The organism is Shimia sediminis, from assembly GCF_003990645.1.
Classification (GTDB): Bacteria; Pseudomonadota; Alphaproteobacteria; order Rhodobacterales; family Rhodobacteraceae; genus Shimia; species Shimia sediminis.
In genome coordinates this window covers 202,949-224,096 of the sequence record NZ_RYZK01000004.1, presented here as the reverse complement: position 1 = coordinate 224,096, position 21,148 = coordinate 202,949, and the positions used below count along the sequence as shown (strand labels likewise).

Genomic DNA, 21,148 nt, shown 5'->3' with positions numbered 1-21,148 from the left:
GGAAGTCTCATGAAACGGTTCCTGTCCCTCCTGCTGATCTTTTCTGCTGCCTCTCTCCATGCGGCGGAATGGGACGTGCCGGTGCGGGCAGGGGCCATTTCTGAAACACTGGCCCAGGCGGCGGATGGAGACACCCTTCGCCTGGGTTCTGGCACCTACTTTGAAAATGTGGTGCTGGATCGTCCCGTGATCCTTGACGGACAGGGACATGCCACCATCGACGCCCAAGGCGCAGGTACGGTTGTCACCGTGACCAGCCCCGGCGCTGTCGTGCAAGGGCTCACCGTGATCGGGTCGGGGTCATCCCACGATACGATCGACAGCGGTATCAAACTCACCAAAACCGCGACGGGCGCGCAGGCGCTCGACAACGTGGTGTTGGGCAATCTTTATGGCATCGACATTCACGGGGCCAAGGAGTCAACGGTTGCGGGCAATCGCATCGAAGGCCGACTGGATCACCGCATGAACGACCGCGGCAACGGCGTCTATGTTTGGAATGCCCCCGGTGCTGTCGTTCAGGGCAATGACGTCCGCTATGGCCGTGACGGCATATTCGTCAATTCCAGCCGCAAGAACATCTTCCGCGACAACGTCTTTCGCGAGCTGCGCTTTGCGGTGCACTTCATGTACGCCAATGGCTCGACCGTCTCGGGCAATGTCTCGATCGGCAACGACCTTGGCTATGCCATCATGTTCACCAAGAACGTCGCAGTGCTGAACAACGTCTCAATCGACGACCGCGAACATGGCATCGCCTTCAACTACACCAACAGCTCGGACATCCGGGACAACTACGTCCGCAGCGCGCAGCAGAAATGCGCCTTCCTCTACAACAGTCACAAGAATGATTTCTCCGGCAACTGGTTCGAAGGATGCGGTATCGGCATCCACTTTACCGGATCGGACCGGAACCGCATCGTCGGCAACAGCTTCATCGCCAACCGCACCCAGGTCAAACTGGTCACCACAAACTGGTACGAGTGGTCCGAGGACGGTGAAGGCAACTTTTACAGCGACAATGCCGCCTATGACGTGAATGGCGACGGCATCTCGGATGCCCCCTACAGACCCAATGACAGCATGGATCACGTGCTGTGGACACAGCCCTCCGCAAAACTCTTGCTCGGTTCACCCGCCGTGCAGCTGGTGCGCTGGTCCCAATCTGCCTTTCCGGCGCTTCTGCCGGGGGGCGTGATCGACTCTCACCCCCTCATGAAACCCGTCAAACCTGACGTGAACGGAAAGGTTCAACATGACGGATAACATCCTCAAAATAGAAGGTCTGTGCAAAGACCGCGGCAAAACCCGCGTCCTGCACGACGTCTCGCTGACCGTTTCCCCGGGCGAGCGCGTGGCCCTTCTGGGCCACAATGGCGCGGGGAAATCCACTCTTATCAAGATCGTGCTGGGACTGACGCCCGCAAATGGCGGTCAGATTGCTGTCGCAGGCCACAAACCCGGAACCGGTGCGGCGCGCAGCGCAACGGCCTTTCTGCCAGAAGCCGTCAGCTTTCACCCGGCCTTGACGGGCCGCGAGCAGCTCAACCTCTTTGCCCGCCTCTCTGGCGAAAAGGCCGACATTCCCGGCCTGCTGGACCGCGTTGGCCTTGCCGACGCTCTGGACCGCCGCATCGGCACTTATTCCAAAGGCATGCGCCAACGCCTCGGCCTCGCGCAGGTACTGCTGGGCAAACCCAGGGTCGCGCTTCTCGACGAGCCCACCAGCGGCCTTGACCCGATTTCGCGGCAAGACCTCTACGCCATCATCGACGAACTGGCCGCCAGCGGCTGTGCCGTGCTGATCGCCAGCCACGCCCTGACCGAGGTCGAAGCCCGCACCGACCGCATCGCCATCATGCGCAAAGGTCATCTGGTCGCGAACAACACGCTCGAAGGTCTCAGCGCTCAGGCCGGTCTCAAGACCCGCCTGCGCATCCGTGCCACCCAGAACGCCGATGACATCGCCAGCCAGATTGGCGGCACCCGCATCAACGGCGCGTCCGTCGAAATCCTCTGCAGCGCTGATCAGAAAATGGCCGAGCTGCGTCGCATCACCGCGCTGGGCGAGGCCGTGGCCGACCTTGAGATCACCCCACCACGGTTGGATGATCTCTATCGCCACTACGCGAAGGAGGTGAAACAATGACCCGCTTTCTCGCCATCGCTCGCGCCGAAATGCGCATTCTCCAGCGCAATCGCTGGCTCTTTATGGCCACGCTCATCATGGTGCTTTTTGCGCTCGCCCTGACATTTGCAGGCAGCGCGCCCACCGGATCGCTGGGCGTTGACATGCTCACTGTCTCGGTTGCCTCGATGACCACGCTGTCGGTTTACCTCGCACCGCTGTTGGCTCTGATGATCTCGTTTGACGCCGTGGCCGGCGAGACCGACCGGGGCAGCCTGGGCCTGCTTTTGTCCTATCCGGCAGGCCGGGGCGAAATCCTTCTTGGAAAATTCGCGGCCCACCTTGCGGCATTGGCCTTTGCCATGCTGATCGGCTTTGGCTGTGCCGGGGCCGTGGCCGCATGGTTCGGCGGCGCAGGCCCCGAGAGCCTTGTTGCGCTCGCCCGCCTGATCGCCACCTCGATCCTGTTGGGGGCGGTCTTTCTGACCCTTGGCTACCTTGTCTCATCGCTTGCCCGCTCCACCACGGCTGCGGCGGGCATGAGCGCCGGTCTCTGGCTGATCTTTGTTGTGCTCTATGACCTTGGCCTTCTTGGCGCTGTTGTCGTGGATGCAGGCGGCACCTTTACCCGCCACGTGTTCCCATGGGTCATGGTGGCCAACCCGGCGGATGCCTTCCGTCTCTGGAACATCGCCGCCTCGGAAAGCGTTGCGCTCACCTCGGGCATGACCGGCGCTGCGCAAGCCCTGCCGGTGTGGGCCGCGCCCTTGTCGCTGGCGATCTGGCCGCTGATCGGCTTTGCCGCCGCCCGCATGGCCTTTCGGAGGGTCGAACCATGAGAGCCCTCCTGATCGCAGCCCTCGCGCTGGGTCTTGCCGCCTGCAAGGAAGAGGTGGCCGAGGCCCCACCCGCGCCTGTGGACCTGACCGAAGAGGCGCTCAGCTACTTCTGCCAGATGAACATCGCGGACCATGGCGGCCCCAAAGGTCAGATCCATCTCCAGGGCATGCCCACTCCGATCTTTTTTGCCCAGGTGCGCGACATGGTGGCCTATCTCAAAAGCCCCGAGCGTGATGCCGAAATCACCGCCATCTACGTGAGTGACATGGGCGCAGCCCAAAGCTGGGAAACGCCCGGCATCTCCAACTGGATTCTCGCCAATGACGCGCAATTTGTCGTCGGCGCTCCGGTGGCGGGCGGCATGGGCGCGCCCGAGATCGTGCCCTTTGCCGCGCCTTCAGACGCCGACAGCTTCATTGCGCAATACGGCGGGCAGGCCATGACATTGAATGACATTCCCGATGACGCCGCAATCGGTGCCGTCGATCTCGAATTGAAACTGGAGACACCTTCATGACCACTCTGACCCGGCGCCGTTTTCTCAGCATCTCTGCGGCCTGCGTTGCAACGCCCACGCTGGCGGCGTCCTTGCCCATGGCGACATGGCGTGGCCGGGCGATGGGGGCGGTCGTGTCGATGCAGCTGGCGGGTCTTGACGCCGAGGCCGCAGCGCCGGTCTTTGCCGCTGTCGAGGATGAGCTTCTTCGCCTCGAAAACATCTTCTCGCTCTACCGCACGGACTCACAGATCAGCCGTCTCAACCGTGATGGTCGCCTCACCGCGCCCGCCCCGGAATTGCTGCAGGTCCTGTCCCTTTCGGATCGTCTACACAATGCCAGCGCAGGCGCCTTTGATCCCACGGTGCAACCGCTCTGGATGGCCTTGGCCCAAGGCAAGGACAGCGCCGCCGTTGACGCCGCGCGTGGGCTGGTTGGCTGGGACGATGTTCACTTTGACACCGCTACGGTCCGCCTGCGTCATCCGGGGCAGGCGCTCACGCTCAATGGCATCGCCCAAGGCTACATCACCGACCGCATCGCGGCGCTGCTCAAGAGCCACGGGCTTCGGGATGTGCTGCTGGACATGGGCGAAATCGCCGCCCTTGGCAAACGTGACCATAGCACCGATTGGTCGGTTGGAGTTGCCGATACCGACGGCTCCGTCGTCAAACGTCTGCGCCTCAGGAACCGCGCCCTGGCCACATCGGCCCCGCTTGGCACGCCCATGACCGGAACCGGTCACATTCTGGGCCCCAAAGGGCAGGGGACAACACAAAACCTCGTCTCTGTTTCGGCCCCACAGGCTGCCATCGCCGATGGCCTCTCAACCGCACTTTGCCTGATGTCCCCCGAGGCAGGTCAGCAGCTGGTCGCAGGGTTCCCCGACGCAAGCATCGAGGTTCTCGCCTAAGAGATTCGCAGGCACCGCATTCACCCAAACCACTCACGGCTGAACCCGCACCCCAACCAATGGGGTGCGGGTTTTTGAATGTTATCAAATGCCTGTCCCGGATCTTCTGCACCTGCACGGCATGGCGTTGACAGGAGGGTCTTACCGTTCCTAATCTTGACTGGTCGATCAATCAGTTTCTTGGATTCCATGCCCAAACGCACCTCCTCCGCCCGGCAGGCTCCCGCCGAAAGCCGCTTTGACGCGATCCTTGACGCGGCCGAGCGGGTGTTCGCAGCCTCCGGCTATGATGGCGCGTCCATGCGGGAAATCTCGCTTCAGGCAGGCGTGGCGCAGGGGTTGATCCACTACCATTTCCAAAACAAGGCGCAGCTTTTCGAGAGCATGGTCAAACGCCGCTCCAGCCACATCAACGGAGCGCGCGCCGATAGCCTTGATGCGCTTTTTGCGGCTGAAACGCCCCCCGCGCTGGAAGACATCGTTGAGTCCCTCTTTCGCCCCCCGCTTGCGTTTGGCCGTGACGAGGGCACCGATACCGGACCCTATGCGCGCCTTCTTGCCTCGGTGGCAAACTCTGCTGATGAGCGCGACAAGGCACTTACCTCGAAATACTACGACCCCATTGCCCTCAAATACATCGACGCACTGCAACAGGTACAGCCCGGGCTCAGTCGTGCAGACGCGGTCTGGGCCTACATGTTCGCCATCGGGGTTGGGATCTCGATGATGGCGCAGACCGGGCGTACCAACCGCCTGTCTGACGGCGCATGTGATGATGGAAATACCGAGACAATGCTCGCGCGCATCGTCCCGTTTGTCTGTGGAGGAATACGGGCGCTGAAAGCGTGAGCGCCGATCAAGAAACCCTAGGGAGGAAAACAATGAAACATGTAGTAACCAAAGGCCTCATGGCCGCCGCCATCGCGGTCAGCGGCTTTGTCGCGGCACCGGTCAGGGCCGACGACATGACCGTCACCATCGTCGCCGGCCACCCGCCGGTCTTTCGCTGGGTGAAACACGCCAGCCAGACCTTTATCCCGGCGGTCAACGCTGCGCTCGAGGGCACCGGCCACAGCATCACCTGGTCCGAGCAATACGGCGGCTCGCTTGCCAAGGTCGGCGAAGAACTGGAAGCCGTGGAAGAGGGCCTGGCCGAGATCGGCCTTGTCTCATCGCTGTTTGACCCGGCCAAGCTCGCGCCGCAGAACGTCACCTATTTCACACCTTTCGTGATCTCGGATTCCACGGTTGTCAGCGAATGGATGGACAAGCTGCAAAGCTCCAACGCCGATATGAAAGCCGCCTGGGAGGCCAATGGGCTGGAATACCTCGGCGGCGCCATCGGCATTGACGACTACCTCTTGATGACCAACTTCCCGGTGAATTCCATCGCCGACCTCGAGGGCCGCAAGATCGGCGCGCCGGGACCGGCGGTGAACTGGCTCAAAGGCACCGGCGCGGTGGGTGTCTCGGGCAACCTCACCACCTATTACAACGAGATCAAGACCGGCGTGTATGACGGCGTGATCGTCTTTGCCAGCGCGGCACTGCCCGGCAAACTGCACGAAGTTGCCCCCTATATCACCAAGGTCGGCTTCGGCGCGCAATATGCCGGTGGCTTCGCCGCCAACAAGGATTGGTTCGACGGGCTCGACCCCGCCGTGCAACAGGCTCTGCGTGACGCAGCCGCGGCAGATCGCGTGGCCTACCACGCCGATCTGGATGCCTCCGTCGCCAAGTTCCTTGGGATCATGACCTCGCAAGGGGCCACCGTGACCGAGGTTGATGATGCCTTCCGTCAACAGTGGGCGTCGGGCATGGACAACGTCGCCAGGGTCTGGGCCGACAAGCTGGACGCCTCGGGCGTCAACGGCAGCGCTGTGCTCAAGGATTATATGGACACCATGCGCGCCGCCGGTGCGACCCCGGTCCGCAACTGGGATCAGGAATGATCTTCTCGGGGCGCGCTTCGGCATGAAACGCGCCCCGAGCTTCAAGGAAACACAAGAGCAGAGCCCATGGCGCATTCCCAAGACACCGGCCCAGCCCCGGCACTTCCCGGCTGGTTTCTGCTCTTGCAGCAGGGGGTCGACGGCATCACCGTCGCGCTGAACGTTGCAGGCACGATCCTGATCTTTCTGGTGATGCTGCTGGTGAACTTTGACGTCATTGGCCGCAACTTCTTTGCCAGTCCCATCTCCGGCGTGCCCGAAATGGTCTCAATGTCCATCGTTGCCATTGTCTTCCTGCAAATCGCCCAGGCCTTTCGCAAGGGCCGCCTGACCCGGACCGAGGCGGTTCTGGGCTTTGTCGAAAAACGCGCGCCCCGTCTGCGTCTGGTGATGGACATCATCTTTGCACTGGGTTCGGCCCTGCTGATCTGGCAACTCTACGCTGCCTCGCAACCGCTTTTCGTCAAGGCCTGGGTGCGCGGCACGTTCGAGGGCACCGTGGGCGATTTCACAGCACCTGTCTGGCCCGTGAAGCTCATCATCCTGATCGGCTGTATCGCGCTCCTCGTGCAACTTGTCATGTTCGCCGCCTCCGCTGCCTTGCGGCTTGTCGCAGGGCAGGGGGCACGCCCATGACCCCGTTCGAGATCGGCCTGACGTCCTTTGGCGTGATGATCCTCATGGTCTACATGGGCTTTTGGGTGCCTTTCGCGCTGATGCTGTCGTCCTTTGGTGGCGTCTGGCTCATCAAAGGCTCACCAATCCTTGCCGGGAAACTGCTCGCACTCGCCGCCAGCAAGACCATCTCAAGCTACTTCTTTGGTGTCGTGCCGCTGTTTGTGCTGATGGGGTACATCGTGTCCGTCTCTGGCATGGGGCGCGACGCGTTCGATGTCGCCAACCACCTGTTCCGACGGCTCAAAGGCGGCTTGGGCATCGGCACGGTCGGGGCCAATGCCATCTTTGCCGCAATCACCGGCATTTCGATTGCCTCCGCCGCCGTCTTCACCCGGATCGCCGTGCCCGAGATGATGCGCCACGGCTATTCGGCGCGGTTTTCCGTGGGGGTTGTGGCCGGCTCTTCTGTGCTGGGCATGCTGATCCCACCGTCACTTTTGCTGATCCTCTACGGCCTGCTGACCGAACAATCCGTCGGTGACCTCTTCATCGCCGGGGTGCTGCCCGGTCTGACCCTCGCGTTCCTCTTCGGCGGAGGCATCTGGCTCACGGCGCACCTCAACCCCGGCGCCTTGGGCTCGGCGCAGGATGCCGACGACATTCCCCCCCTCACGGGCCGTGAACTGGCGCAAAAGGGCCTGCCACTCGGGCTGTTGATCGGGCTTGTGCTTGGCGGCCTCTATGCCGGGTTCTTTACCCCCATCGAAGCGGGCGCCGTCGGCTGCCTGGGTGCCATCCTCATCGGTCTTGCCCGCCGCTCCCTGTCGCTCCGGGACTTCTGGGAGGTGCTGAACGACACCGGCCTCGTCACCGCCTCGATCTGCTTCCTGATCATCGCGGCGCAGATGTATTCGCGCATGTTGGCGCTCTCCGGTGTGCCCGCCGAATTCGGCAGCTTTGTCGCCACGGCGGACATCGGCTATTGGGGGGTGATCCTCGCCTATGTCGCGCTGGTCATCGTGATGGGCACCATCCTCGATTCCTCGTCGATCATGCTGATCCTCGTGCCGCTGATGCTGCCGGTGCTTGCCACCATGCAGGTCGACCTGATCTGGTTCGGCATCGTCACCATTATCGCTGTCGAGATCGGCCTGCTCACACCGCCCTTCGGCATTTCCGTCTTTGTCATCAAATCCGCGCTGGATGACCCCGAGATCACTCTCGGAGACATCTTCCGGGGTGCTGCCCCCTTTGCGCTCTTGATGCTTGTCCTACTCGGCCTTGTCCTGGCCTTCCCGCAACTCGCCACCGCGCTCATCTAGAATAAAGGAGCCCGCCCATGCCCCGCCGCTATGTCGATCTCTCGGTCCCACTGGAATCCGGCATCGTCAGCGATCCACCGATCATGCTGCCCCAGATCACCTATATGACCCACGAGCAGACCGCCGAACAGGTCATGTCCTTCTTTCCGGGCCTCCAGAAAGAGGACCTCCCCGGCGGCGAAGGCTGGGCCGTGGAGATGATGCAAATCGCCACCCACAACGGCACCCACCTGGACGCGCCCTATCACCACCATTCCACGATGAGCAACGGCGAACGCGCGATCACCATCGACGAGGTGCCGCTCGAGTGGTGCTTTAACCCCGGGGTCAAGCTGGATTTCCGCCACTTCGACGATGGCTATATCGTGACCCCCGGGGATGTCGAAGCGGAACTCAAACGCATCGGACATGACCTGCAACCGCTTGATATCGTTGTGGTCAACACATCCGCCGGTGAGCGGTATGGCGAGGCTGATTATCTTATCAAGGGCTGCGGCATGGGACGCGACGCCACCATGTACCTCTTAGAGCGCGGCGTGCGTGTGACCGGCACCGACGCCTGGAGCTGGGATGCCCCGTTTCCGCTCACTGCGCAGGCCTATGCCAAATCCGGCGATGCGTCGATCATCTGGGAGGGCCACCGTGCGTCCATGGAGATCGGCTATTGCCACATGGAGAAGCTGACCGCGCTGGAAACCCTGCCGGCCAGCGGCTTCGAGATTTCCTGCTTTCCCTACAAGATCAAGGGCGCCAGTGCCGGGTTCACCCGCGCCGTCGCCATATTCGAGGAGTAACCCCATGCGTCTTGGAACCGTTGAACATCAGGGCCGCGTCCGTGTTGTTGTCGCCAGCGATGATGGTCTGATCCCCATTGATGCCTTTGCCGACATGCTGGCCCTGATCGAGGCCGACCAACGCGGCCTGGACGAAACCTCCGCCGCCCTTCAGGCCCGCGCCGAGGTGCTGGCGATGGATCAGGTGACCTTTCTGCCACCCATCATGCCGGTGCAATACCGCGATTGTCTGGTGTTCGAAACGCACCTCAAGAACAGCTTTGCCGCGGCCGAGCGCATGACCGGCAGGACATATGAAATTCCACCCGTCTGGTACAACCAGCCGATCTATTACAAGGGCAACCGCATGTCCTTTGTCGGACACGAGGCGGATGTCCTCTGGCCAGATTACGCCAATTTCCTCGACATCGAACTCGAGCTGGCGATCGTCCTGGGCAAAAAGGGCAAGAACATCCGCGCCGAGGACGGGACGGACTATATCTTTGGCTATACCATTCTCAACGACGTGTCTGCCCGCGACGCCCAGATGGTGGAAATGGCTGGTCAGCTCGGCCCGGCCAAGGGCAAGGATTTCGACACCGGCAATATCCTCGGCCCCTTTATCCTCACCGCGGATGAGGTCGCGCATCCTGTCGCGCTCGACATGGAGGCACGCATCAACGGCGAACGCTGGGGCGGCGGCAATTCCGGCCAGATGCACCATGATTTTGGCGCCATTCTCGCCCATATCTCCGCCTCGGAAACACTTTATCCCGGCGAGGTGATCGGCTCGGGCACGGTGGGCACCGGCTGTGGGCTTGAGATCGGCAAACAACTGCAACCGGGCGACCGCTTTGAACTGGAGATCGAGAAAATCGGCATCCTTGCCAACCGCATCATCAAGGACACGGCATGAGCATGACCCCCGACCAGATGCCCCAGCGCGCCGTGGTGCAGTTCAACTGCACCGGTCAGGCGGTGGGCAAGATGCGCAATGAACTGGACGTGCGCATGGTGAAACCCTTCGAGGAACGTTTCACGCTGGCCAGCGACGAGGGCGCCTTTCATGGTGGTGACGCCACTGCACCGCCACCTCTCGCGCTGTTCGTGGGTGGGCTGACCGGCTGCATCATGACCCAGCTCCGGGCCTTTGCAAAACGTATGAAGGTCACGATCAGCGACCTGCAGGTCGATGTGCGCGTGCAATGGGACTGGGCCGCCAAGGACCGCGTCTACGAGACCGCGCCCAAGTCGTTTGAGATCGACATCCTGCTCGACAGCGACGATCCGCTCGAAGATCAGCTGCGCCTTGTCGAAGCGGCCAAAAAAGGCTGTTTCATCGAACAGACATTGGGCCAGCAGAACACCATCACCCACCGGCTAAAGCAGGGCGATACATGGGTGGCCGTCGACTGACCTTGCGCTTGGGGCGCATTGGCGGCACCCTTGGCCCATGAGCACCCCTGACACCAACCCGCGCTTTCGCCTGCGCCTTGTCTTTGGCCCCGAAGAATGGATGGGACCGGGCAAGGCCGAGCTTTTGGAGCATATCGAGACCACCGGCTCGATCTCGGCGGCTGGGCGCGAAATGGGCATGAGTTACAAACGTGCCTGGCAACTGGTCGACACCATGAATGCCATGTTCCGCGCGCCGCTTGTGCACAGCTCGCGGGGCGGGGCCAAGGGCGGAGGCGCGGTGCTGACCGACCTAGGCCAAGCGGTGCTTGCCGAGTACCGCGCGCTCGAAGACAAGGCCCGCGCAGCCGGAGCCGACAATATCGCGCGGCTTCAGGCCATGCTGGTCGATATTTCCGACGGGGAATAACGCTTGATTTCACCCAAAGCAAAGCGTTATATCCGGTGGGGTATTTCGACCAAAGGGCAGGGCATGATCCGCAGATGGGCCATCAAAACGGGCAGGGGCGCGGCGCTGGCGATCCTGATGCTTCTGCCTTCGGGGGGCTTTGCCGACACGCTCACCGTGTTCGCCGCCGCCAGCCTGAAAACCGCCCTCGACGCCATTGCTCCCGGCTTCACCGCCCAGACCGGCCATGACCTGCGCCTGTCGCTCGCCGGGTCCTCGACACTGGCCCGCCAGATCCAGCTCGGCGCACCTGCGGATGTGTTCATCTCGGCCAACCCCGGCTGGATGGATGCGCTGCAAAACGACGGCCTGCTGGCCCCCAACAGCCGCCGCGACCTCATCGGCAACCGCCTCGTGGTGATTGCCCCCGCCAACCGGGCCACGCCCCTCGACCTCATGCAACCGGACGTCTTTGCCGACCACCTCGAAAGCGGCCCCCTTGCCATGGCGCTGGTCACCGCCGTGCCCGCCGGTATCTACGGCAAAGAGGCGCTGCAAACCCTCGGCCACTGGCCACATATCGCTGCCAGCGTCGCCCAGACCGACAACGTCCGCGCCGCTCTCGCGCTGGTCTCGGTGGGCGAGGCGCCGCTTGGCATCGTCTATGCCTCTGACACAATCGCAGACCCTGACGTGGCCGTCGTTGCCGACATTCCACCCGAAACACACGCGCCGATCATCTACCCTGCTGCCGCCATCGCTGGCGGCAATGAACAGGCCGCTGCCGACCTGCTCAGCTACCTGCAAGCGCCGGACGCCCAGGCCATCTTTGCCGCGCAGGGTTTCCTGCCGCTTGGGAACTAACCGATGGACTGGCTCGGCCCCGAAGAATGGCAGGCAGTGGCGCTCTCGCTCAAGGTGGCGCTCTGGGCCACCCTCGCAGGCCTGCCGCTTGGCCTCTTTACCGCCTACGCACTGGCCCGGTGGGAGTTTCCCGGCAAGCAACTCGTCAACGGTCTCGTGCACCTGCCTCTGATCCTGCCGCCTGTGGTCACCGGTTATCTGCTCCTGATGACCTTTGGCACCCGCGCACCCGTGGGCGCCTTTCTGCAGGACATTGGCATCACCTTTGCCTTCCGCTGGACCGGGGCCGCGCTGGCCGCCGGTGTCATGGCCTTTCCGCTCATGGTGCGCGCCATGCGCCTGTCGATCGAGGCGGTTGACATAAAACTTGAACAGGCCGCCGCCACCCTCGGTGCCTCGCGCCTCTGGGTCTTTCTCACCGTGACCCTGCCGCTGATCCTGCCCGGCATCATCGCGGGCGGCATTCTCGCCTTTGCCAAGGCCATGGGCGAGTTCGGCGCGACGATCACCTTTGTCTCCAACATTCCCGGCCAGACCCAGACATTGCCCTCGGCGATCTACGCCTTCCTGCAGGTCCCCGGCGGCGAAAGCGCGGCGATGAAGCTGGTGCTGATCTCGGTTGCCGTCGCCATGACCGCGCTCCTGCTCTCCGAGATCTTCGCCCGCCGTCTCACCAAACGCATGGAGGGGCGCTGATGCTGTCTGTCGACCTCCACCATCCCATGCAGGGCTTTGACCTCGACGTCACCTTTGACGCGCCGCCGGGCCTCACCGTGCTGTTTGGCCGCTCCGGGTCGGGCAAGACCACGGTCATCAACGCGGTGGCGGGGCTGTTGCGTGCCAAACAGGCGCAGATCATCGTCAACGGCCAGACCCTCAGCGACACGGAAACAGGCCTCTGGCTGCCCCCGCATAAGCGCCGCCTTGGCTATGTCTTCCAAGAGGGCCGCCTGTTCCCGCACCTCACCGTGAAACAGAACCTGCGTTTCGGCCAGTGGTTTGCCCCCAAGGATGCCCCGCGCGAAGACATGGCCCGCGTGGTCGAAATGCTCGGCATCGGCCCCTTGCTGCACCGCCGTCCGGCGTCACTCTCGGGGGGCGAAAAACAACGGGCCGCTATCGGCCGTGCTCTGCTTGCCAGCCCCCGTCTGATCCTCGCTGATGAACCGCTTGCCGCGCTGGACGAGGCCCGCAAGGCCGAGATCCTGCCCTATTTCGAGCGCCTGCGCGACGAAACCGACATCCCCATCCTCTACGTCAGCCATTCCCCCGCCGAGGTCGCCCGCCTCGCGACCACACTGATCGCGCTCGACGGGGGCAGGGTGGCGCGACAGGGCCCCGCGGTCCAGGTGCTGGGGGATCCGATGTTCACCCCCGACGGCGTGCGTTCGGTCGGCGCGGTGATCGAGGCACAGGTTGCCCGCCACCACGACGACGGCCTCAGCGAACTCAGCGCAGGCGATGACAGGCTTTTCCTGCCGAACGTGGGATTGGCCTCGGGCACTCCTTTGCGGGTCCGCATCGCGGCGCAGGACGTGATGTTGTCGCTCGAAAAACCAAGCGGCATCTCTGCCCTCAACGTCCTCGCAGGCCGCATCGACCAGGTCCGCAGCGGCGAGGGTCCGGGGGCTATCGTGTCGCTGGACACCTCCGCAGGTCGCGTCCTTGCCCGCGTCACCCGCCGCTCGGTCGACGCCATGGGGCTGCAACCGGGCCTGACGGTCTATGCCGTGGTCAAAACCGTCTCGATCGCGCCGCAGGACGTGGGGGGATAGACGGCCTGTCGGGCGACGTGATTCATAAAGCCGGACCAAGCCGATGAGGTCTCGGGTATGGCCGCAGGTGCTGCCTCTGGCTCGGGTAAGATTGCAGTGACGCGAATGCCGGGGTCAGGAAGTTACCGCTTTCGGATCAGGTAGATATCCATGATCCAGCCGTGCCGCTCACGGGCCTCGGCGCGGGTCTCGACAATTCTGTCGCCCATATCCTCCAAGGGCCCTGCCATCAGTATCTGGTCGGGCATGCCGACATAGGCACCCCACCAGATGTCATAGCCCTCTCCCGGCAAACTCTGGAACGAGCATTCCCCGTCCAGCATCACCGCAACCGTGTCGACGCCCTCGGGCCAGCCATGCTCGCGCAGCCGCCGCCCGGTGGTGATCTGCACCGGTGCCCCGAGGGTATTGAGCGGGATCGCATGGGCCGCCGTCAGCATCTGCAACGACGTGATCCCCGGCACCACCCGCACGTCCACCGCGATGCCCTGCGCCTTGACCCGCTCGGCGATCCTGAGCGTGCTGTCATAAAGCGACGGATCACCCCAGACCATCAGCGCCACGTGGCCGTTCTCGGGGGCTTCTTCACGGATCAAACGCCCCCAGATCGCCCCCAGCGCGTCATGCCAGGTGTTCACCCCATCCAGATACTTCGGCGTCCCCGCATCCCGCACCGGATAGTCGAATTCGACAATCTTCGGAGTGGTCTTCAGCACATCCCGCGCGATCATCCGGCGCAGGTCGGCCAGCTCGGTCTTGTCATCCCCCTTGCGCGGCAACAGGATCACATCCGCAGCTTCAAGCACGCGGATCGCCTCGAGCGTCAGATGCTCGGGATTGCCAGAGCCGATACCAACAAGGGAAAGCCGGATCATGTTATCTCTCCGTGAAACGCTCAGGGTGCCTCGGCCAATTCGCCAAACAGGATGATGCCCGGCGCGGTGGTGATCTCTTTTGACAGCTGATCGGCAAGCGCTTCCATGGTCGTGCGTGTCAGCGTCTGGTCCGGATGGCTGACATTCTCGGCCAACAGCGCCGGGCAATCCCGCCGCAACCCCGTTTCAAACAACTTCTCCGCCAGCGCCGGAAAGGTTCTCTTGGGCATGAACAAAACCGTCGTAGCACCCGGATCAGCCAGCGATTGCAGGTGCAGATCGCCGGGCAGCGCGCCTGCCACATCATGCCCCGTCACAAACTGCACACGCCGCGCCATCAGCCTGCGGGTCAACGGAATCTGCGCCGCCGCCGCCGCCGCACTGGCCGAGGTCACACCGGGGATGATCTCGAAATCAATGCCCGCCGCGCGCAGCGCCGTGATCTCTTCTTCCAAGCGCCCAAAGATGCCGCTGTCGCCGGATTTCAACCGCACCACATGGCCGCCCTCCTGGGCATAGTCCACCAACAGGCGGCTCACATGGTCCTGCTTGGGCGACGGCCGACCGGCGCGTTTGCCCACGCCCACCAGATCGGCGTCCTTCTTGGCATGTTCCAAAATCGGCCCCGAGGACAGATCGTCAAACAGCACCGCATCGGCCTTTTTCAACCGGTCCACCGCCTTCAGCGTCAACAACTCCGGATCGCCCGGCCCGGAACTCACGAAACTGACAAAACCGCTCATGTGCTTGCCTCTGCGATCAGGTGAAAGAAGGTGCCGGTTGTGTTGCCCCGGCGCGATCCGGTTTCCGGAACCGGGTTGCCATCCGCGTCGCCGACATTGGCAAGAGGCGCGTCCGGCTCTTCCAGGATGGTGGTGTAGTGGAACTCATGACCCCGAAGCCGCGCGCGCGCCTCAAACCCCGGCATCGGCGCCAAAAGCGTCGCCTGCCGATAGCCCAGGTGGAATTTGCGTTTTTCATACGAGGTCACCAATCCCAAGAGACCGGCCATCTGGTGCTTGGTGCCATCCTTGTCGATCAGCACGTCGCCCAACGCCATGTACCCGCCGCACTCGCCATGCACGGGCCGGGTCTCGGCGTGTGTGCGCAGCCCCGCCAGATAGGTCGATGCCGCTGCCAATGTGCCCGCGTGCAACTCAGGGTATCCCCCCGGCAACCACACGAGGTCCGCATCCGCCGCCGGGGCCTCATCGGCCAGCGGAGAGAACGGCAGAATTTCCGCGCCCGCATTGCGCCAGCCGGTCAGAACATGCGGATAAGTAAAGGAAAACGCGGCATCCTGCGCCAGCGCGATACGCTGAGCAGGGGGCTTGGGCAGAGTGCCGGTCGCCGCCGGACCAGCCTTGGCCGCCGCCTTGATCGCCGCGAGATCAACATTGTCCCGCAAGAAGGTCGCGTAGCCCCAGATGGCCTCTTCCAGATCGGGGTGTTCCACCGCCTGAATAAGCCCCAGATGCCGCTCGGGCAGGGCCAGATCGCCGCGCCGGGGCAGGACGCCCAGCACCGTGATGCCAGCCTGATCCATGCCCAGCCGCGCCAGCCGCTCGTGCCGGGGCGAGGCACAGCGGTTCAGGATCACCCCCGCAAACGGCAGGTCGGGATTGTAAGAGCGGAACCCCAACGCCGTCGCCGCCGCCGATTGCGCCTGCCCGCCCACGTCGATCACCAGCACCACCGGCCAGCCCATTTTCAGGGCGGTTTCCGCCGAAGAGCCAAAGCCGCTTTCGCCCCGCGTGGCCACGCCATCAAACAGTCCCATTGACCCTTCGGCCACGATGATGTCCGCGCCTGCCGATTGCTCGGAAATGCCGCTGATCAGCCCCTCGCGCATCGCCCATGTGTCGATGTTGAACGAAGGCCGCCCTGCGGCCGCCCGGTGAAAGGCCGGATCGATGTAATCGGGGCCGGATTTGAAAGGCTGCACGTTCAGCCCATCCTCGGCCAGCGCCCGCAACAGGCCCAGCATGACCGTGGTCTTGCCGGTGCCGGACGAGGGCGCGGAAATCAGGATGCCAGGGGCTGCGGTCATGTCAACATCTCCATATTCGGGTCCAAGGCGTTTCGAAACGCCTTGCAAGCGGTTTCGAAACCGCTTGGCACCTGCCGATCAGTCATCGCCATGTCTCCAACTGGACCATGGGCTTTCGGCGGATTGCGGGCGATAGCGGCGGTCATATTCGCTTGCATAGAGGCTGCTTTCGTCGAACCCTTCGCCCGCCAGCGCAGGCCCGACGAGGATTAGCGCCGTGCGGGTGATATTCTCGGTCACATCCGTTTTCAGATGCGCCAGTGTGGTGCGAATGATCTGCTGATCCGGCCAGCTGGCGCGATAGACCACGGCCACAGGGCACTCTGCGCCATAGGCCGGGGTGAGGTCTGCGATTACGTTGTCCAGATTGCCGATCGACAGATGGATCGCCAGCGTCGCGCCGGTGGCCGCGAAATTCTTCAGCGTTTCGCCCTCGGGCATGGTCGAGGCCCGCCCCGGCGTGCGCGTCAACACCACCGATTGCGCCAGCCCCGGCAGGGTCAGCTCAGTCTCCAGCGCCGCTGCCGCCGCGGCAAAGCTCGGCACGCCGGGCGTCACGCTCACCGGGATGCCTTCGGCGCGCAGGCGCCTGATCTGTTCGCCCATGGCGGACCAGACCGACAGGTCCCCCGAATGCAGCCGCGCCACATCCTGTCCCGCCGCATGGGCCGCCTTGCATTCTGCCACGATCGCGTTGAGATCCAGAGGCGCGGTGTTGATCATCCGCGCGCCCTCTGGGCAGTGCGCCAGAATGCCTTCGGGCACCAGCGACCCGGCAAAAAGACACACCGGGCAGGACGCGATCAGGTCGCGCCCCCGCAGGGTAATCAGGTCGGCGGCACCCGGTCCGGCGCCGATGAAATGCACGGTCATACGTGTGTTCCGATAGCAATGGCACAGGTCGCCAGACGATCTGGCGACACTTGCCTGTGAGTGACAAGTTCGGCTTGTGGCCCAGCCGCCGCCAGAGCGCAAGCCTCGGCCACGCTGCCGGTGCCACGATGGGTCAGGCTGGGGCCGGATTGGGTGAAAGTATCCGTCGCCTGCATCATGTCCGCAGAGACTTCCAGCACCGGTAAGGACAACTCCTTGGCAAATCGCTGAAATGGACGGGCAAGCGCTTTGTCTGCGGGCGCGGCCAGCATTTCGATGTGATTCTGATCGGTCGCAGCGAGGGCCGCACGCAAAGACTCAACCGTGACCGCGCCGCGAAATCCGAACCCTGCGACGATCATCTCTGAACACTCCACTGCACAATGGGATAGGCCGCTTTCCAGCCCCGCTTGCGCCCCAGAGCGTTGGCCTGCGCCAGTTCGATGCGCATGAGATCGCCGCCCTTGGCCGCCTGCCAGTTGGCCAGCAGCACCTCGGCCTCCAGCGTCACCGCATTGGCCACCAGCCGTGCGCCCTTGGGCATGGCCGCCCAAACGCTCTGCAACATCTCTTCGCTGATGCCTCCGCCGATGAACACCGCATCTGGCGCATCCAGCCCTGCCAAGGCGTCCGGCGCGGCCCCGGTGACCACCTGCAACCGCTCCACGCCCAATCGCGCGGCGTTCTCGGCAATCCGGGCCGCGCGCTCAGGGTTGATTTCCACCGCTGTCGCCGCGCAAGTCGGATGCGCAAGGAGCCATTCGATGCCAATCGACCCCGAGCCCCCGCCAATATCCCATAGGTGTTCGCCGGGGCAAGGCGCCAGGGCCGACAACGTCAGCGCCCGCACAGGCCGTTTGGTGATCTGCCCGTCATTGTCAAACAGGGTGTCAGGTCGCCCCGAGGCCAACGGCAGCACCGCGCCATGCCCCGCAACCTCAAGCCCCACACAGACCGGATGCTGCACATCTTGCAACGCGTAACGCTCGGCCTGCACCCCGCGCACCCGCTCCCGTGGGCCGCCAAGCGCCTCCATCACGTGCAGCGTGGTTTCGCCAAAGCCTTCTGCAGTCAGCCAGGCGGCCAACTCGCCCACGGCGTCGCCGTCGCGCAGCGTCGCCAACAGGCGTTGCCCGGAAAACAAATGCGGCCGCAGCCGTGCCAAAGGTGCCGCGTGCAGGCCAAAGCACCGGGTCCGCTCCAACGGCCAGCCCAACACCGCCGCCGCCAGCGACATCGTCGACGGCGCAGGCAGCGCCCGCCACTCCCCCGGTTCCAGATGCCGTGCAATCACCGCGCCTGCGCCAAACCAGAACGGATCGCCCGAGGCCAGCATCACCACGCGATTGCCGCGATGGGACAACAGAACCGGAACCCCGTCCGCAAACGGCACCGGCCAGGTCACGGCCTCGGCGGTCAGACCCGGCAGCAACGCCAGATGCCGTGCCGCGCCCATGACGATTTCCGCCCGCGCCAGCGCGTCTTGGCTTGCAGGCGACAGCCCATCCGGTCCATCTTCGCCCAAACCGACAACGGTGAGCCACGGAGTTTCAGACATGGGTGCCAACCTCCTTGTTCTTGGCGGCACGACCGAAGCCAGCGCCCTTGCGCGGGCCCTCGCAGAACGCGAGGTTCAGGCCACGTTTTCCTACGCGGGCCGTGTCGATACCCCGCGCCCGCAACCGATCCCGCATCGGGTTGGCGGCTTTGGCGGTGTCGACGGGCTGGCCCGCTACTTTGCGGACCATAACATCAGCCATGTCATTGATGCCACACACCCCTTTGCCGCGCAGATGAGCTGGAATGCCTTTCATGCCTGCGCGCAGGGCGGTGTACCTCTTCTGGCCCTGACCCGCCCGCCCTGGGCGGCGCAATCTGGCGACCGCTGGCACCACGTGCCTGACATAAAGGGCGCGGTTGCCGCTCTGGATGGCCCGGCAGAGCGGATCATGCTCGCCCTTGGTCGATTGCATATGGAGGCTTTCGCCGCCCAACCCCAGCACCACTACATCCTGCGCCTCGTTGATGCGCCCAAAACGCCGCCCGCCTTGCCGCATCACACCGTGATCGTCGCGCGTGGGCCGTTCACCGTCGACGGGGACACAACGCTTTTCACCGAGCACGCCATCGACCGGGTGGTCTGCAAGAACGCCGGTGGCGCCGGGGCCGAGGCCAAGCTGCACGCCGCCCGCGCATTGCGCCTGCCGGTGGTGATGATCGACCGCCCCGAGCTGCCGGACCGGGACACCGTGGCCACGGTTGAGGGCGTGTTCGACTGGCTGTCCAAGTAACAGAGGGATGCGCCTGCCCGAGGGGGGTGCGAATGCACCCGCCTGGGGGGCGGGCGGGTGCATCCCGGATCGCAGGCGATCCGGCAGCATTTAGTCCACCACCGAGCGCGGCGTATAGACCAGCGGCGCGCCGTCGCGTTCGATGATCCGCGTCTTGGATGACCCCAGCAGAACCACCGTCCGCATGTCCGCCATATCCTCCTGCACCTCGTCCAGCGGCACGATCCGAATGCTCTGATCGGGCCGCGAGACATTGCGGGCAAAGATCATCGGACGGTTGTCGCCACAGGCCTCCTGAAGCGTTTTCAACGCCTTGCCGAACCCCTCGGGGCGCGATTTCGAGCGTGGATTGTAAAACGCCATGGCGAAATCCGCCTCGGCCGCCAGCCGCAGGCGCTTTTCGATCAGCGTCCAGGGCTTCATGTTGTCGCTCAGGTTGATGGCGCAGAAATCATGGCCCAGGGGCGCGCCACAGGCCGCCGCTGCCGCCAGCATCGCCGTGATCCCCGGCAACACGCGAATGTCCAGATTGCGCCATGCGCGCTCACCAAGCTCCACCGCTTCCAGCACCGCTGCGGCCATGGCAAAGACCCCGGGATCTCCTGATGAGACCACCACCACCCGCTTGCCCTCTGCGGCCATCTCCAGCGCATGACGCGAGCGGTCAATCTCCACGCGGTTGTCGCTGGGGTGCAGCGTCAGACCCGGGCGCTCGGCCACCCGCGCCACATAAGGAATGTAGCCGACAATATCCGTAGCCTCGGCCAGCGCATCCTGCACCTCGGGCGTCACCAGCGCGTCATCGCCCGGCCCGAGACCGGCTATGACCACCCATCCGCTCACGGGCGCCGTCCCTGACCATGCACCACGATGATCGAAAAATAGGGCGTGACCTTTTCCGTCATCTCCGACAGCTTCGTAACCGTCTGGTTGGGCATCGTGGCAAACTGCACGATCCAGGCGTCGTCATATTTCTCCGCCACCTTCAGCGCCCGCACCACCTTGTCGAAATTGCGCCCGATCTTCATCACCACCAGCGCGTCCGTGTCATCCATATGCCGCACGAGGTCTTTTTCTTCGAGCGTGCCCATCAGCACGGTCAGCACATCATCACCCCATGTGATCGGCGCGCCGGTCGCTGTCCAGGCTCCGCTCATGCCGGTGATCGCGGGCACCACCTCGACGTCAACCAAGTGGTTCAGCCGCGTGTAAAGATGCATGAACGAGCCATAGAAAAACGGATCGCCCTCGCACAGCACCACCACATCTTCGCCCGCTTCCGCCAGCGACCGCAGGTGCACCGAGACCTCGGCATAAAACGCCGACAAAAGCTGGTTGTACCGCGGATCGGTGACCGGGATTTCCGTCGTCACCGGGTATTCCATGGCGAATTCCACGGCGCCTTCGGGGATCAGCCCATCGACCATCTTGCGCGCCTGTCCGGTGCGGCCTTTCTTGCGAAAGAACGCCACGTGTTTGGCATTGGTCAGCAACCGGTGCGTCTTGACGCTCATCAGGTCCGGGTCGCCGGGGCCAAGGCCAAGCCCGTAAATTGTTCCAGTGCTCATGTCGG

General features: G+C 63.7%; 25 protein-coding genes. 17 read left to right on the top strand and 8 right to left on the bottom strand.

What is annotated here, in order from left to right; all coding sequences use genetic code 11:
- The first annotated feature begins 9 nt into the window (after window positions 1-9).
- The 16 genes from EK369_RS11165 (at window position 10) to modC (ending at window position 13,486) form a co-directional block, all read left to right on the top strand.
- Complete coding sequence (locus EK369_RS11165) at window positions 10-1,266, top strand: nitrous oxide reductase family maturation protein NosD (protein WP_127114321.1); 1,257 nt, start codon at window positions 10-12, stop codon at window positions 1,264-1,266.
- Window positions 1,256-2,149, top strand: a complete 894-nt coding sequence (locus EK369_RS11160; RefSeq protein ID WP_127114320.1) for an ABC transporter ATP-binding protein — start codon at window positions 1,256-1,258, stop codon at window positions 2,147-2,149. The genes EK369_RS11165 and EK369_RS11160 overlap by 11 nt, the downstream gene beginning before the upstream one ends.
- A complete protein-coding gene (locus tag EK369_RS11155) occupies window positions 2,146-2,967 on the top strand; it encodes an ABC transporter permease (RefSeq protein ID WP_127114319.1) in 822 nt (273 codons plus the stop codon). The genes EK369_RS11160 and EK369_RS11155 overlap by 4 nt, the downstream gene beginning before the upstream one ends.
- Window positions 2,964-3,485 carry a nitrous oxide reductase accessory protein NosL gene (locus tag EK369_RS11150; RefSeq protein ID WP_127114318.1) on the top strand — a complete coding sequence of 174 codons (522 nt, stop codon included), beginning with the start codon at window positions 2,964-2,966 and terminating at the stop codon, window positions 3,483-3,485. Before EK369_RS11155 ends, EK369_RS11150 begins: the two co-directional genes overlap by 4 nt.
- The gene (locus EK369_RS11145; RefSeq protein WP_127114317.1) at window positions 3,482-4,378 is read left to right on the top strand and encodes an FAD:protein FMN transferase; all 897 of its coding nucleotides are present in this window, start codon (window positions 3,482-3,484) and stop codon (window positions 4,376-4,378) included. Before EK369_RS11150 ends, EK369_RS11145 begins: the two co-directional genes overlap by 4 nt.
- A 189-nt stretch (window positions 4,379-4,567) precedes the next feature.
- Window positions 4,568-5,227: a TetR/AcrR family transcriptional regulator gene (locus EK369_RS11140; protein WP_127114316.1), complete on the top strand. Its 660-nt coding sequence runs from the start codon at window positions 4,568-4,570 to the stop codon at window positions 5,225-5,227.
- A 32-nt stretch (window positions 5,228-5,259) separates the two neighbouring features.
- Entirely contained in the window at window positions 5,260-6,330 is a 1,071-nt protein-coding gene (locus EK369_RS11135) for a C4-dicarboxylate TRAP transporter substrate-binding protein (RefSeq protein ID WP_206198074.1), read from the top strand.
- 66 nt (window positions 6,331-6,396) lie between these two features.
- Window positions 6,397-6,966 (top strand): TRAP transporter small permease subunit, encoded by a 570-nt coding sequence (locus EK369_RS11130; RefSeq protein WP_127114315.1) that lies wholly within the window; start codon window positions 6,397-6,399, stop codon window positions 6,964-6,966.
- The gene (locus EK369_RS11125) at window positions 6,963-8,270 is read left to right on the top strand and encodes a TRAP transporter large permease (protein WP_127114314.1); all 1,308 of its coding nucleotides are present in this window, start codon (window positions 6,963-6,965) and stop codon (window positions 8,268-8,270) included. The genes EK369_RS11130 and EK369_RS11125 overlap by 4 nt, the downstream gene beginning before the upstream one ends.
- A 17-nt stretch (window positions 8,271-8,287) precedes the next feature.
- Window positions 8,288-9,064 carry a cyclase family protein gene (locus tag EK369_RS11120; protein WP_127114313.1) on the top strand — a complete coding sequence of 259 codons (777 nt, stop codon included), beginning with the start codon at window positions 8,288-8,290 and terminating at the stop codon, window positions 9,062-9,064.
- Between the two features lie 4 nt (window positions 9,065-9,068).
- Window positions 9,069-9,959, top strand: coding sequence for a fumarylacetoacetate hydrolase family protein (locus EK369_RS11115; RefSeq protein ID WP_127114312.1), 891 nt, complete (start codon window positions 9,069-9,071; stop codon window positions 9,957-9,959).
- Window positions 9,956-10,459, top strand: a complete 504-nt coding sequence (locus tag EK369_RS11110) for an OsmC family protein (protein ID WP_127114311.1) — start codon at window positions 9,956-9,958, stop codon at window positions 10,457-10,459. The genes EK369_RS11115 and EK369_RS11110 overlap by 4 nt, the downstream gene beginning before the upstream one ends.
- A 37-nt stretch (window positions 10,460-10,496) precedes the next feature.
- Window positions 10,497-10,868: a winged helix-turn-helix domain-containing protein gene (locus EK369_RS11105; protein WP_127114310.1), complete on the top strand. Its 372-nt coding sequence runs from the start codon at window positions 10,497-10,499 to the stop codon at window positions 10,866-10,868.
- A 63-nt stretch (window positions 10,869-10,931) separates the two neighbouring features.
- Window positions 10,932-11,711: a molybdate ABC transporter substrate-binding protein gene (gene modA / locus EK369_RS11100; protein ID WP_127114309.1), complete on the top strand. Its 780-nt coding sequence runs from the start codon at window positions 10,932-10,934 to the stop codon at window positions 11,709-11,711.
- A 3-nt stretch (window positions 11,712-11,714) separates the two neighbouring features.
- The gene (gene modB / locus EK369_RS11095; protein ID WP_127114308.1) at window positions 11,715-12,407 is read left to right on the top strand and encodes a molybdate ABC transporter permease subunit; all 693 of its coding nucleotides are present in this window, start codon (window positions 11,715-11,717) and stop codon (window positions 12,405-12,407) included.
- Window positions 12,407-13,486: a molybdenum ABC transporter ATP-binding protein gene (modC, locus tag EK369_RS11090; protein WP_127114307.1), complete on the top strand. Its 1,080-nt coding sequence runs from the start codon at window positions 12,407-12,409 to the stop codon at window positions 13,484-13,486. The genes modB and modC overlap by 1 nt, the downstream gene beginning before the upstream one ends.
- A gap of 122 nt (window positions 13,487-13,608) precedes the next feature.
- Here the strand turns inward: modC and cobF are convergent, their stop codons facing one another.
- The 6 genes from cobF to cbiE all read right to left on the bottom strand — a co-directional run bounded on the left by cobF (window position 13,609) and on the right by cbiE (window position 18,842).
- On the bottom strand, window positions 13,609-14,361 hold the full coding sequence (gene cobF / locus EK369_RS11085) for a precorrin-6A synthase (deacetylating) (RefSeq protein WP_127114306.1): 753 nt from the start codon (window positions 14,359-14,361) through the stop codon (window positions 13,609-13,611).
- Between the two features lie 20 nt (window positions 14,362-14,381).
- Window positions 14,382-15,104: a uroporphyrinogen-III C-methyltransferase gene (gene cobA / locus EK369_RS11080; RefSeq protein WP_127114305.1), complete on the bottom strand. Its 723-nt coding sequence runs from the start codon at window positions 15,102-15,104 to the stop codon at window positions 14,382-14,384.
- Window positions 15,101-16,411 carry a cobyrinic acid a,c-diamide synthase CobB gene (locus EK369_RS11075; RefSeq protein ID WP_127114304.1) on the bottom strand — a complete coding sequence of 437 codons (1,311 nt, stop codon included), beginning with the start codon at window positions 16,409-16,411 and terminating at the stop codon, window positions 15,101-15,103. Before EK369_RS11075 ends, cobA begins: the two co-directional genes overlap by 4 nt.
- A gap of 78 nt (window positions 16,412-16,489) precedes the next feature.
- Entirely contained in the window at window positions 16,490-17,284 is a 795-nt protein-coding gene (cobM, locus tag EK369_RS11070) for a precorrin-4 C(11)-methyltransferase (protein ID WP_127114303.1), read from the bottom strand.
- Window positions 17,281-17,646 carry a cobalamin biosynthesis protein gene (locus EK369_RS11065; RefSeq protein ID WP_127114302.1) on the bottom strand — a complete coding sequence of 122 codons (366 nt, stop codon included), beginning with the start codon at window positions 17,644-17,646 and terminating at the stop codon, window positions 17,281-17,283. Before EK369_RS11065 ends, cobM begins: the two co-directional genes overlap by 4 nt.
- Window positions 17,643-18,842 (bottom strand): precorrin-6y C5,15-methyltransferase (decarboxylating) subunit CbiE, encoded by a 1,200-nt coding sequence (gene cbiE / locus EK369_RS11060; RefSeq protein ID WP_206198073.1) that lies wholly within the window; start codon window positions 18,840-18,842, stop codon window positions 17,643-17,645. Before cbiE ends, EK369_RS11065 begins: the two co-directional genes overlap by 4 nt.
- Here cbiE and EK369_RS11055 point away from each other — a divergent pair.
- The gene (locus tag EK369_RS11055) at window positions 18,841-19,575 is read left to right on the top strand and encodes a cobalt-precorrin-6A reductase (RefSeq protein ID WP_127114300.1); all 735 of its coding nucleotides are present in this window, start codon (window positions 18,841-18,843) and stop codon (window positions 19,573-19,575) included. The genes cbiE and EK369_RS11055 overlap by 2 nt on opposite strands.
- Before the next feature lie 90 nt (window positions 19,576-19,665).
- Here the strand turns inward: EK369_RS11055 and cobJ are convergent, their stop codons facing one another.
- Window positions 19,666-20,418 (bottom strand): precorrin-3B C(17)-methyltransferase, encoded by a 753-nt coding sequence (gene cobJ / locus EK369_RS11050; protein WP_127114299.1) that lies wholly within the window; start codon window positions 20,416-20,418, stop codon window positions 19,666-19,668.
- Window positions 20,415-21,143: a precorrin-2 C(20)-methyltransferase gene (gene cobI / locus EK369_RS11045; protein WP_127114298.1), complete on the bottom strand. Its 729-nt coding sequence runs from the start codon at window positions 21,141-21,143 to the stop codon at window positions 20,415-20,417. The genes cobJ and cobI overlap by 4 nt, the downstream gene beginning before the upstream one ends.
- Window positions 21,144-21,148 lie beyond the last annotated feature (5 nt).